Annotated in this window: 8 protein-coding genes; 2 read left to right on the plus strand and 6 right to left on the minus strand. The window is 53.3% G+C overall.

The genetic code is table 11. The features are described from left to right. Positions 1 to 174: 174 nt before the first annotated feature. From ACAW75_RS00375 to ACAW75_RS00385, 3 genes are all read right to left on the minus strand, one after another. Positions 175 to 1,602, minus strand: coding sequence for a glycoside hydrolase family 1 protein (locus tag ACAW75_RS00375; RefSeq protein ID WP_370726671.1), 1,428 nt, complete (start codon positions 1,600 to 1,602; stop codon positions 175 to 177). Positions 1,603 to 1,660: 58 nt separating this feature from the next. Continuing rightward, positions 1,661 to 4,561, minus strand: a complete 2,901-nt coding sequence (locus tag ACAW75_RS00380; protein WP_370726672.1) for a TonB-dependent receptor — start codon at positions 4,559 to 4,561, stop codon at positions 1,661 to 1,663. A 90-nt stretch (positions 4,562 to 4,651) separates the two neighbouring features. Next, positions 4,652 to 5,593 (minus strand): helix-turn-helix domain-containing protein, encoded by a 942-nt coding sequence (locus tag ACAW75_RS00385; RefSeq protein ID WP_370726673.1) that lies wholly within the window; start codon positions 5,591 to 5,593, stop codon positions 4,652 to 4,654. A 216-nt stretch (positions 5,594 to 5,809) separates the two neighbouring features. On the opposite strand from ACAW75_RS00385, the gene ACAW75_RS00390 reads away from it, so the two are divergent. Both ACAW75_RS00390 and ACAW75_RS00395 read left to right on the plus strand, forming a co-directional pair. Then, on the plus strand, positions 5,810 to 8,161 hold the full coding sequence (locus ACAW75_RS00390) for a glycoside hydrolase family 3 protein (protein WP_370726674.1): 2,352 nt from the start codon (positions 5,810 to 5,812) through the stop codon (positions 8,159 to 8,161). Positions 8,162 to 8,488: 327 nt separating this feature from the next. Then, positions 8,489 to 9,361 (plus strand): TolB family protein, encoded by an 873-nt coding sequence (locus tag ACAW75_RS00395; protein WP_370726675.1) that lies wholly within the window; start codon positions 8,489 to 8,491, stop codon positions 9,359 to 9,361. 138 nt (positions 9,362 to 9,499) lie between these two features. Here the strand turns inward: ACAW75_RS00395 and ACAW75_RS00400 are convergent, their stop codons facing one another. The 3 genes from ACAW75_RS00400 to ACAW75_RS00410 all read right to left on the minus strand — a co-directional run bounded on the left by ACAW75_RS00400 (position 9,500) and on the right by ACAW75_RS00410 (position 12,688). After that, positions 9,500 to 10,654 carry a redoxin domain-containing protein gene (locus ACAW75_RS00400; protein ID WP_370726676.1) on the minus strand — a complete coding sequence of 385 codons (1,155 nt, stop codon included), beginning with the start codon at positions 10,652 to 10,654 and terminating at the stop codon, positions 9,500 to 9,502. Positions 10,655 to 10,845: 191 nt separating this feature from the next. Next, positions 10,846 to 11,703, minus strand: coding sequence for an oxidoreductase (locus ACAW75_RS00405; protein ID WP_370726677.1), 858 nt, complete (start codon positions 11,701 to 11,703; stop codon positions 10,846 to 10,848). An 82-nt stretch (positions 11,704 to 11,785) separates the two neighbouring features. Further along, a complete protein-coding gene (locus ACAW75_RS00410; RefSeq protein ID WP_370726678.1) occupies positions 11,786 to 12,688 on the minus strand; it encodes a helix-turn-helix domain-containing protein in 903 nt (300 codons plus the stop codon). Positions 12,689 to 12,715: the final 27 nt, after the last annotated feature.

Genomic DNA, 12,715 nt, shown 5'->3' on the forward strand with positions numbered 1-12,715 from the left:
GCTTCGCGCTGTAGGCCCTTCAACGAAGCGAAAGCAATACCCAAATGCAAACTTGATTTAGTAGTACTACAAAATGAGATACGACAAGGATTTTGGATGTGGGATTTGTTGCTGACGCATCAGCTTACGCCAGCGTACTCTTGCGTCAGCAACAAATCCCACATCCAAAATGCATTATAGGTCTTTATTCGACCGGATTATTTTCTGGTATTCGTAAAAGCTTTGTTTGGGGGTACGTTCCTGCGTGGCAAAGTCGACGTATATCAAGCCAAGGCGTTTTGTATAGCCAGATACCCATTCGAAATTATCCCAGCCGCTCCAAACCATATAGCCGTTCAAATTAGCGCCCTCTTTTCTGGCTTTCAGGGCGTAATCGATATGTCGTTTTATGTAGTCGGCGCGCATCGGATCATTGACCACGTTACCCACTTTTACATCCTCTGCCGGAAAACCTGTGCCGTTTTCGGTGATGTACACTTTGGGGTTGCCGTACTCATTTTTTAACCGCATCAATATCTTATACAGATACTCCGGTTTTACCGGGCCAACATTTGCCTTCACCGTATCGGGGTTATTCTCGAGCCATGTCAACGACATCGGGGTATCCTCGCCTTTCACAATGGCAGGTGCATAAAAATTGACGCCTAAAAAGTCGGGTTTATTCGCGGCAATAAACGCCATATCGGCCCCTGCTGGTTTGAACGATGGATTGTATTTTCCAAGCGAATCGAGTGCCATGCTGGGGTAATGCCCTTTGTAAAGCGGGTCCAGAAACAGGTCGTTGATCAGCACATCCTGAAATTTGGCAGCAGCTACACCGGCCTGACTGTCAGCGTGCCAGGGTGCGGCGGGATTTAGATTGAGCACGATACCGATTTCGCCTTTCAGTTTCAACGCGTGGTATACATGGATGATCTCCGCATTGGCCATCAACTGACGATGGGCTTTCTGCATCTGGCTCATGTAATACTCTTTGGCGGGCCGTTTATTCTCCTGTGCATTGAGCAAATTCTCGACCAGGAAAAACTCGATATACGGCTCATTGAACGTAATGAACTTCTTTACTTTCTGGCCATATCGCCTGATCACCGTTGTGGCGTAATTGACGTACCATTTCCCCATTTCAGGATTTCCCCAGCCGCCCTTTTGTAGCAGCACAGCCGGGTAATCGAAATGATAAATCGTTACAAACGGCTCGATACCAGCGGCCAGCAAATCATCGATCAACAGATCATAATGGGCCAGCGCTTTTTCATTCACGGCTCCCACCCCATCGGGAATAATCCGGCTCCAGTCCAGCGAAAAACGGTAGGCCGTAACGCCCAGCTTTTTCATCAGCTGAATGTCTTTCAGGTACTGCGCCCGATCATACATATTGATCGATACGTTACCCGTTTGCTTTTCGCCAATCGTGAATTGCGTAATCCCCACCTTATTGGTCAGGAAATCCCATTTCGACTCCCCTTTTCCGTCGGTTTGGTAGGCGCCTTCCACCTGATAGGCCGCCGTGGCAACGCCCCAGTAAAAAGGTTCTTTTTTCTGCGCACTGGCCGAAAAAGTAGTTAGCGTGACTAAGCCGATACTAATCAGAAATGCTTTCATAGTAATAAAAAAAAGTCTTCCGGTCGACGTAGGCTGACCGGAAGACGGGAGTAGAAAATTAAAACTTGTACGAGGCTGTCAGGAAATAGGCGCGGGGCATTGAGCCTTGCGTAGCAAACACCGCATTCGGGTTAGCCGCCACAAAATCTTTGGTGAATCCCTGCCGGTTCAGTGCTGCCGGGAACCCACCGGGACCCGACCAGCCCAACACGCCATAGACATTGGTCAGGTTGTTGATGTTGCCCTGCAACCGGAAAGTCGGTGACACATCGTACCCCACGCTCAGATCGGCCTGCCCGAAAGCCGGCAGCTTAAACGCGTTGGGGATGTTGGCCTGCCGCGACCCCAAGTAATTGTAGGTCAGCGTGGTGGTGAACTTACCTGCCGAATAGCTGGGCGACAGGCCAAACATGAGCTGGGCGTTGTTGTCGGTTTCGTTGCCCGAAAAGTCCCGCAACACGTCCGATGCCGGCCCTTTACCGCCCGAGATCCAGGTTTTGTAGCTCACTACGTTTGAACTCTGCACCGTGGCATGGCCGCGTACGCTAAACTGCGGCGTGAAGGCATAGGTACCTTCCAGTTCAAGGCCGTAGGTACGGTAACTGCCATACTGAATGGGTGGGTTGTAGGTGGCCCCCTTGTCGTCGGTGAAGCCGAACTGCAGGTTAGGTACGTTGCTCAACGCACTGAAAAACGGCGTAATGTTCAGCATCAGATCAGTCTTCTTGATTTTGAGGGCGGCTTCAAGCTGCTCAATTTTCTGGGCATCGGTATTCAGCGTATTGATCAGGTTCTGGTCGGTAGCCGAAAAGAACTGACCTATCTCAGGCGATTTATTTCCGTTTGAATACCGCACATACACCGCCATATCGGCCTGCATACGGTAGTTCAGACCAGCCGAAAACGACAGCGTGTTAATCGTTTTATTGAACGCCAGCGGTGCCCCAGCTATGCCCCCGCCATTGTCGTACAGGGTAAGCGGGTTACCATCCCGGCCGCCCCATTTAGGGTCAGTGTCTTGCCGGGGGTCGCGCGAGACGGGCGTATTCGAGCCAGTGAAATTGGTGTTCTCGTACCGGAACCCGTAATCGAGGTTCAGCTTTGAGGTGATGTCCCAGTTATGGCCAAAGAATAGGGCCATCTGCCGTTTGGTAGCCTCAGAGGTGGTGATACCGCCCCGCCCGACGTCTACGAAGCCATTGGGGTCTGTTACCTGATAGGTCTGCCCGTCGAAAAGCCCTTTGAGTTTAATGTCGACCAGGTGGGGCTGGTTTTCCAGCGTACCAAAACCTACGCCCGAATCTTCCTGACCCCCTACGCGGCTAACCGATGAGTTGGCCAAAAAGCCACCGACGTTGACCGTCATTTTCTCCAGTTTTTTCGAGAACGCAAACTGATCCATCAACTCGTTAATCCGTTGATCCTGATAGAATAGAGGCAGAAAGAACAGCGAGTTTTTCTGGATGTTGCTGCCCGGAAACGTATTGTCGCCACCGGGAATAAAGCTAAGCCCCGTTGGGCCGGGCGCCACGGTTACCGTACCAAGCGCCTGGCCGGTCACTTTATCGGTAAAACTGTAGGTACCAAACTTGCCCGTTGCCAGCAAATGCGGCAGGCCGTAGAACACAACGCCATCGGTAGCAAAGGGAGTAACCACCGCCGGTACGCTACCGGTAAGGGCTTTGGCCGAGTATTTAGCGTCGTTTTTAAACGTCCAGCCAGCCCCCAGTTCCTGCACCCAGTTCAGGCCGATGGTTTTATCGCGGTTGTGGTATTTGTCTTTAGAATTGAAGGTGGCCGTACCGGTATTATTGATCGGAATCTGCAATGAAACAGCAGGCAGATTATATGAATCGGTCGTCGACAGGCCCGCCAGGATTTGGGGGTCGTTCCAGCCCTGCGAGGGAATAAATTCGGACTGAGCGTTATGGTCGTCCAGCAGCTTCACAAAGAGTTTCAACGAACCTGTGGCGTAGTTTTTCAGGATATTGCCCTTCACCTGACCACCGTTGTTGATCGCATAGCCCGGATACCGCGCCCCGTCTGACTGCCGGTAAAACCCACCAACGTTATACGTCCACGAACCGTCTTTGCTCAACGGACCACCGAAATTGGCATCGGCCCGGTAGTATGGATTTTTGCCGTTGCCTTCCATGCCAAGTTTAGCCCGAACTTCACCCTGAAAAGTCTGGCCGCCGGTTTTCGACACGTAATTGAAAATACCACCTGGCGCGTTGGCGCCCAAGATCGAGGCCGTGCCGCCCCGCACGGCTTCCAGGCGTTCGGTGGTGATGTCGGTGCGGAGGTAGTTGTCGGTGCCATAATTGACGTTCATCAGGGGTAGGCCATCTTCCTGCATCGAGACGTAGTAATAGCCGGAAGCATTATCGATCGAGTTGGCCGAGATACCACGTGAATACACCGTATTGGCAATTTCGCCCCGGGCATTGTTGACATATACACCGGGTATGTTTCTGAGCAGGTCGGCCGCACTGGTGGGGGCTAACTGCGTGATTTGCCGGGTATTCAGCGTTGAAATGGCGACCGACGATTCCATCTTGGTTCGCTTATCGAACACGCCGGTCACGATCACTTCGTCGAGCGACTGATTATTTTCCGTGAGCGTCACGTTAATGGTTTCGCTAGTACCAACGACAACCTCCTGCGATTTGTAGCCGATGAAACTAAACACCAGCACAGCCTTTGCTTCAGGTACGTTCAGGGTGTAGCGGCCCGACACGTCGGAGGTTGTTCCCTGGGTGCTGCCTTTGATCACGATGCTCACACCGGCCAGCGGCTGGTTGTTGGTATCGGTCACTTTCCCACGAACCGGAAAGACGGCAGTGGGTACAGGCCTGGCCCCTGAGGGGGTACCCAGGCCCAGAAGGGTAACTAAAAGAATGAGCACGTAGCTGGGTGGACCCGGCCTGGCTGACAGGTAGTAGCGAGATGATTTCATTATAGGTGACAGGGTAGCTAAGTAGAGAAGCAAAAGTACCTGCCACGTAAGTGCAATTTTTTATCAAAATCAGGCTACTGACAATCAGTTTCAATCCATCGTTCGATATTCAGAAGGCGTCTTACCCGTTTTTGCCCGGAAGAAGCGGGCAAAATTTCCCGGCACTTCAATCCCAAACCGATAAGCAATTTCGCTGATGCTTAAATCGGTGCGGGCCAGCAACACTTTTACTTCCAGCAGAAGAATATCATCCAGCAGGTCACGCGCTGACTGCCCTGTCGCTTTCTTGACGCATTTGTTCAGGTGATTGGGCGATATGTTCAGCAACTCGGCGTACTCGGCTACGCTCTGTTTCTCCTGAATCTGCCGGGTGAGCGCATTTTTATACAGTTGCGTGATGCGCAGTGCGGCATTATCGGTGCGCCCCTGCGGTATATTTCCAGGCGATGCTGTTCGTCCGTTCGGTACTGGTTGCAGGCTTGCCTTGAGTTCGGTAAACAGGGTCAGCAGATATAACCGGAATAAATCCGCCGATTCCGCGCGGCTTCTCCGAAACTCTGTTTCCAGCCGCTTGATTAAAGGCATCACGTGGGTAAGTACGTCATTATCAACCGACACGAGTGGATTTCCCAGGAATTTCAGAAAAGGAAAATCCTGTTCAAGATCGTGCTTTTGCCAGTACTTGGTGAGCAGGCTAATATCGAAGTGGCAATAGTAACCGCGAATATCGTCACTCATCCACTCGTCGAGGCTGATCTGATGAGCGGCCAGAAAGACGAAGGTATTGGCTGGCACGTCGTAACGGTCCAGCCCCAATCGGCGGATCATGGAGCCGTGGGTTACCAGTATAAAGTCGATCACCGTCTTCCGGTGCGGGGCAGTCGGAAACTTAAGGACCTGCCGAACATCCTCAAGTCGATTGATATGAAAGTTACTGACCGTTACATGTTGAATAGACTGCCAGCCGGGTGTCTTGAATATATGATCACCCAGCGTGTTGGGTGTTAACGTGGGCACTGTATCGACTTTCATGTTTTCAGTACTATTTGTGGGTAAAATAGTACAAATTCCTTCTTATTTTCTTATTAATTACCAATCAAAATCAGTCCATCAAGAATCAAATTCAATCTATTAGCTCCTAACAAGGCAGGACAGATGTACTTTTATACGTATCCGTATTAATCCATCCGCCCTGGCGGAGTATTGAACTGTAAATTCCAGGTATATGACCTGCTTACCTTTTCCCTTATGAACAAACTATTCGTACAGGTGCTACTTATCAGCGCACTAGTGGCTCCGTCGAGCCAGGCACAGAGTTGGTCTGAGTCAACAGTCGGCACCCTTGTTACCGTTACCAACAAGGGCGGCCAAACCCTTGGTTACGCCACTACCTCCGGGGTAAAGCTGGTCATCGATAAAGGGCTGGCGTTCAAAGACCTCAACAAAAACGGCAAACTCGACGCCTATGAAGACTGGCGGTTGCCGGTTGCCGTCCGGGCCAAAAACCTGGCGTCGCAGCTGAGCGTCGAGCAGATTGCGGGGCTGATGCTGTACAGCAAACACCAGCCCATTCCGTCGGCGCCGGCGGGGCCCTTCGCAGGTACGTATGGCGGCAAGGTATTCGCCGAAAGCGGCGCCAAACCAACTGACCTGTCTGACCAGCAAAAGGAGTTTCTGACCAAAGACAACGTCCGGCATGTGCTGGTCACGTCGGTGCAGAGTCCGGCGGTGGCGGCGGGCTGGAACAACAACGCGCAGGCGCTGGTGGAAGGGCTCGGACTGGGTATTCCGGCCAATAACAGCTCTGACCCACGCCACGGCACCCGCGCCGATGCCGAATACAACGCTGGCGCTGGCGGCACCATTTCCATGTGGCCCGGCTCGCTGGGGCTGGCCGCCACCTTCAGCCCCGACATCGTTCGGCAGTTCGGGCAGATTGCCGCCGCCGAATACCGCGCCCTGGGTATCGCCACTGCCCTTTCGCCGCAGATCGATCTGGCAACTGACCCGCGCTGGTACCGGTTCAGCGGCACCTTTGGCGAAGATCCGAAACTAACCACCGATCTGGCCCGCGCCTACATCGACGGTTTCCAGACGTCGACGGGCGGCAACGAGATCAGGGATGGCTGGGGCTATACGAGTGTCAACGCGATGGTGAAACACTGGCCGGGTGGTGGTTCGGGCGAGGGTGGCCGTGATGCGCACTACGGCTATGGCAAATATGCGGTCTATCCCGGCCATAACTTCGCCACGCATTTTCTGCCGTTTACCGAAGGCGCGTTTAAGCTGAGCGGCAAAACGAGTATGGCCTCGGCCGTGATGCCCTACTACACGATCTCGCTTGGGCAGGATAAGAAGAACGGCGAAAACGTGGGCAACAGCTACAACAAGTACATCATCACCGACCTGCTGCGTACCAAATACGGCTATAACGGCGTAGTCTGCACCGACTGGAACATCACCGCCGACGAAACGGCCGTCGACGTGTTCCTGACCGGCAAATCGTGGGGCGTCGAGAAACTGTCGCTGGCTGAACGGCACTATAAAATACTGATGGCCGGGGCCGATCAGTTTGGTGGCAACAACGACGCCGCGCCGGTGATGGCCGCGTATACGATGGGCGTGAAAGCCCTCGGCGAAAAAGCCATGCGCGCCCGGATGGAACAGTCGGCGGTACGGCTGCTGACGAATATTTTCCGCGTCGGTCTGTTCGAGAACCCGTATCTGAACCCCGAGACAACGGCCAGCGTGGTGGGTAAAGCCGAGTTCATGGAAGCGGGTTATCAGGCGCAGTTGAAATCGGTGGTGATGCTGAAAAACAAGGCCAATGCCCTGCCCCTCACGAAAGGCAAGACGGTCTATATTCCGAAGCGCTTCACCCCTGCCGGCCGTAATTTCCTTGGTATGAACACACCCGAAAAGCTCGAGTACCCGGTCAATCTGGCCATTGTGAAGAAGTATTTCACGGTGACCGACAATCCCGACGAGGCGGACTATGCGCTGGCATTCATCCGCAGTCCGGATTCGGGGGGTGGCTACAGCAGTGCCGATGCCAAGTCGGGCGGCACCGGGTACGTACCCATCAGCCTGCAATACGGCGACTACACGGCGCAGGGCAGCCGCAACCCAAGCCTCGGTGGGGGCGATCCGCTCGAGAAATTTACCAACCGCAGCTACGACGGCAAATCGGTGAAGACCATCAATAGCAGCGACTTAACGATGGTGACCGAAACTTACGCCAAAATGAAAGGCAAGCCGGTGATCGTGGCCGTTCAGATGAGTAACCCCACGATTTTCACCGAATTTGATAAACAATCGAACGCGATTCTGGCCCATTTCAGCGTGCAGGACCAGGCCCTGATGGACATTCTCACCGGGGCGGCAGAGCCGTCGGGCCTGTTACCCATGCAGATGCCCGCCGACATGAAAACCGTGGAAGCGCAGGCCGAGGACGTACCCAGAGACATGACCTGCTACAAAGATTCGGAAGGCAACACCTACGATTTCGCCTTCGGCCTGAACTGGAAAGGTGTCATCCACGACAGCCGGACGGCTACTTATAAAAAAGACACCCAGAAGGCGAGGCTAGCCAGTAAGTAAGTTCAGGTACGTTATCATCAAAAAAGCCGCGCCGGTTGATTCTGGCGCGGCTTTTTTGGTTGTGATTTTTAACGATGCGCACGTCAGGTACGTTGTCGCTTGCCTGTGGCGATTGACCACTAGCAATAGGGCCTCTGGCCCGTTGGTTAACTGGTACAGAGATAGGCTATTCATACGGTTTCATTGGCTACCAACGGGCCAGAGGCCCTATTGATAGTGGTCACTCGCCACAGGCAAGCGACAACGGGATACACATCAGCGCGAAGCATCCGCCATACCCACGGAACCCCATTCCTTTTATCTTTAGCCCATCGCCTCATCGCCTCCATGAAAACAACCGGCTTTACCCTGCTACTCTGGCTATCCGTTACGGCATCATTCGCCCAAAATGGAGCGGAAGTGTATCTGCTCGACCTGTCTGAGAAGGCCGGGAAAGTCACGCTGTCGAATCCGCGCAACGTATCGAACAACCCGGGCTACGACAATCAGCCATTTTTTCACCCAACCAGGCCACTGCTCTATTATACCGCCATGATGCCCGGAGGACAGACCGATATCTGGTCGTATGACCTGCGCAAAGCGGTGAAAACACCCGTTACGCGCACGCCCGACTCGGAGTATTCGCCGACGGTGCTGCCCAACCAAACGCAGCTTTCGTGCATTGTGCAGCGCAAAGCCAACGGCAATCAGGATCTGGTCAGCTACGACCTCGCTGACCCGGAAAAAACGGAGCTACTTCTTGAATCGCAGAAGATGGGGAAGATTGGCTATCAGGCGTGGCTCAACGCCGACGAAGCAGTGGTGTTTGTACTGGGCACGCCCAATACGATGCATTACCTGAACCGGAAAACGGGGCGCGATACGGTTATTGCGGGTCAGATCGGTCGGTCGTTCCACCGTATTCCGGGGAAGCAGGCGTTCAGTTTTGTGCAGCCGGTAGGCGAAACATGGCTCATCCGGTCGTATGACCCGGTCCGTAATCAGGTGAGTGACGTTGCCACCAGCGGGGTGAATTCCGAGCATTACAACGCCTGGTTGCCCAGCGGAACGTTGCTCGAAAGCCGGGGTACTGAACTGTGGTCCTTTTCGCCAAAAACAAAGCAGTGGCAAGCCGTGGCTCTCCCCGCCGACCTGCCTCGCAAGAAGCTTTCGCGCATAGCGGTGCAGGGGAAGCTGGTCGCCGTAGTCATTGATGAATAACCAGGCTGGGTACGTTGCGCGGTCTCGGGCCGAAGGTTGTTTGACCAATTTAAGGGTTTGCCTATAGCGAATTGGCCAGCGCTTTGGTCATCCCGACGCTAGGAGCGGTTCGCCGTTGCGTCGGGATGACAAAAACTGCTAGGGTTTGGCTTGAAGTAATTCGCCGAGCTTTTTGCCCAGTTCTTCGCCCCGGATGTTTTTCGCCAGGATCCTGCCATCAGGACCGATCAGGAAGTTCTGCGGAATGGCGCGCACCCCGTAGAGTTTGGCTACGTCGTTTTCCCAGTATTTCAGGTCAGATACCTGCGTCCAGTCGAGGCCGTCTTTATGAATGGCCTTCAACCAGGCTTCTTTCGCATTGGGGCGGTCGAGCGACACACCGAGCACGGTGAAATTTTTGTCTTTGAACTGGTGGAAATTCTTCACCACGTTCGGGTTTTCCTGCCGGCAGGGCCCGCACCAGCTGGCCCAGAAATCGACCAGCACGTATTTACCTTTGAAGTTGCTCAAGGCTACGGGGTTGCCCAACGTATCGGCCTGCGTAAATTCGGGCGCTATTGCACCAACCGATGTCGCCTTGATCGAGGCCAGCACTTTGGCATATTCCTGCCCGGCTTTACTGGTTTTCACTTTGTCGGACAGGCCATCGAATACGGGGCCAACTTCAGCATATTCCGGCGCATAACCACCGTAGGCTTTTATGGCGTCGAGGCTGACCTGGCTATTCGGATTGGCTTTAATAAACGCCGCCTGCACCTTCTTCTGGTCATTTTCCAATGCTTCGTACCGCTTTTCTATACCGTTGCTAAACGTCTTGTCTTTGCGCTGGTCGGGGGTAGCGGCCTGGTATTCTTTCATCAGCGCGGCCATCTGATCGACCGATGATTTAAGCGACGCTTTCAGCTTCTGTTCGTCGGCGTTCAGCGGCGTACCGCTCACCACGGCGTGCAGGGCCGAATCGGGGCTGCTCACTGAAATAGTACCCGGTTCCAGGTACACGCCAAGGCTGTTGGCGCCGGTCATCTTTTTCATACCCACACCCCGATGGTCGATCAGGAGCGTCGCTTTGATGGGGTCGGCCACGGTGCCGGAAAATGTGAACGCGCCATTCTTGATGTCGGCCGAATCCAGTTTAACGGCTCCTGCCTCAACGGTTCGCAGGTAGGCTTTGGCGGGTGTGTTGTACGGGCCTACTTTCCCGGTGAGCTTGTAGGCACCCGTTTGTGCGAAGCCAGCGAACGGCAAAATGGCGCAGGCCAGCGATAATCCGAAGTTTTTCACAGTCGTTATCATGGTTGATTCAACGTAATAATAACGGTTGGCGCTGACTGGTCTAGTAGTTCGATCAACTTTTTGACCAATATAGCATCTCCCTTTTTTTCTCCTGGCACTGCGCCCCCGGATAAAACCACCCGATAACCAAAAAATAAGTGGTCATTCATCAGCCACTGATGATGGATACTGGCTGGTGACTGACCACTTATTTAATCAACTGCCTGCGTCGTAAAACCGGTCGAAACGGTCATTCCTTTCCAGTTTTCCAGATCGTGCTGAACGGCTTGAATCTTGGCGTAGGCCATATCATACGCATCCTGACCAAGGAACAAATGGAGGGGCGGATTGGCTACGCTGGCAATCTCGATCAGGGCCCGAACGGCTTTCGCCGGATCACCGGGTTGATTGCCGTTGATGTCGGACTGATGCGCCTGCTGCGAAGCCCGAACAGCCTCATACGCGTCGATCTGGCGGCTGGGTACGTTCAAGGAACTGGCCGACAGAAAATCGGTGCGGAAGTAGCCGGGCGAGACGATGGTTACGTCGATGCCGAACGCTTTGGCCTCGGCTGCCAGCGATTCCGAAAAACCATCTACCGCAAACTTGGTAGCGCAGTAGATACCAAATCCGGGAAAAGCACCGGTGAAGCCGCCAATCGATGAGATGTTGATGATATGCCCTGATTGCCGGGCGCGGAGGTGAGGCATCACCTGCCGGATGACGTTGAGCGAGCCAAACACGTTTACATCGAAGTTTTCGCGCGCTTCCTGATCGGTGAGTTCTTCCAGGCTGCCTAATAGCCCGTAGCCTGCATTGTTGACAACGACGTCGATCCGACCAAACTGAGCAATAGCGGCCTGAACGGCCTGCTCAACGCTCGCTTCCGTTTTCAGATCGACAGCCAACGGCAGAAACTTGTCTGAATCACTCCCCACGGCCCGACGCAGATCATCCAGATTTCTTGACGTAGCCGCTACGCTAAAACCCTGTGCCAGTAATTGATTAACTAATGAAAGGCCCAGGCCTTTTGATGCACCTGTAACAAACCAAACGTTTTGCGTTTCCATAATTTTGCTGATTTAACGAGTGCAAAATTAGGTAGGCAGGCAGGGGGAGCGCTTACCACTTTCAAACCGATCCTTACCAAATTCAAACATTCCGAAAGGAAGACGGCGTAAGCTGGGTCTGTTTTTTGAAGAAATAGTTGAAGTGGGCGGGTTCGTCGAAACCCAGGCTGTAGCTGATCTCGGAGATATTCCAGTTCGTGTGTTTAAGAAGCGCCTTGGCTTCGCTGACCATCCGTTCGGTGATATGGTCGGTCGTTGTTTTGCCGGTAGTCTCCCGAATAGACCGGTTCAGGTGGTTGACATGCACCGACAAATTCCGGGCAAAATCACTGGCCGAGCGAAGTTTGAATCGTTGAGAAGGCGACTCAATGGGGAACTGCCGTTCCAGCAACTCTGTAAAAACCGCCGTTATCCTGGATTTGGCGTCCACATGTTGATACAGCGTCTCGGAGGGTTGCATCTTCAGCGCGTAGTGCACCAGTTCGGAGGTGTAATCGCGAAGCAGGTCGTATTTGAACTGGTACTCAGAGGCAATCTCCTCGAGCATCTTCTCAAACAACTGACTAACATGCTTGTCCTGCGTTTCAGTTAACGTATAGGCAGGCTTGCCCCCTATGGCAAACAAGGGCAACTCATTGATAGTCACCCGTAGCTTCTCCGTAAAAAAAGCTTCTTTAAAAATGCAGAAATAGCCGGTTGGTTGCTCAGACAGCGTTTCAAAGGTGTAGGGAATAGCCGGATTGAAAAACATCAGCGTTGGCTCACTCGTTCGGATGCTCTTGTCGGCATAGTGATACATGCTCTCCCCACGGATGAGTGTAACCTTATAAAAATCCCGCCGACTGTACTGGATCGGTACAGCGTTTGGCCCAACGCAATCTTCCAGCCGAAACACGTTGAAGTGGCCAATGTCCCGTTGTAGATTATCGGGCAACCAGTTGAACTTCTTTTTGTAGAACGCTTCGAGCGTTTCTGTTTTCTCCATGAGTCAAAGTTACGGAATTCAAACTAC

Source organism: Fibrella arboris, assembly GCF_041321095.1.
GTDB lineage: Bacteria > Bacteroidota > Bacteroidia > Cytophagales > Spirosomataceae > Fibrella > Fibrella arboris.

Excerpts from the sequence above, each read along its gene's own strand:
- ACAW75_RS00390 (WP_370726674.1), top strand. The coding sequence starts at position 5,810 with ATGAACAAACTATTCGTACAGGTGCTACTTATCAGCGCACTAGTGGCT.
- ACAW75_RS00395 (WP_370726675.1), top strand. The coding sequence starts at position 8,489 with ATGAAAACAACCGGCTTTACCCTGCTACTCTGGCTATCCGTTACGGCA.
- ACAW75_RS00410 (WP_370726678.1), bottom strand. The coding sequence starts at position 12,688 with ATGGAGAAAACAGAAACGCTCGAAGCGTTCTACAAAAAGAAGTTCAAC.
- ACAW75_RS00385 (WP_370726673.1), bottom strand. The coding sequence starts at position 5,593 with ATGAAAGTCGATACAGTGCCCACGTTAACACCCAACACGCTGGGTGAT.
- ACAW75_RS00400 (WP_370726676.1), bottom strand. The coding sequence starts at position 10,654 with ATGATAACGACTGTGAAAAACTTCGGATTATCGCTGGCCTGCGCCATT.
- ACAW75_RS00375 (WP_370726671.1), bottom strand. The coding sequence starts at position 1,602 with ATGAAAGCATTTCTGATTAGTATCGGCTTAGTCACGCTAACTACTTTT.
- ACAW75_RS00405 (WP_370726677.1), bottom strand. The coding sequence starts at position 11,703 with ATGGAAACGCAAAACGTTTGGTTTGTTACAGGTGCATCAAAAGGCCTG.
- ACAW75_RS00380 (WP_370726672.1), bottom strand. The coding sequence starts at position 4,561 with ATGAAATCATCTCGCTACTACCTGTCAGCCAGGCCGGGTCCACCCAGC.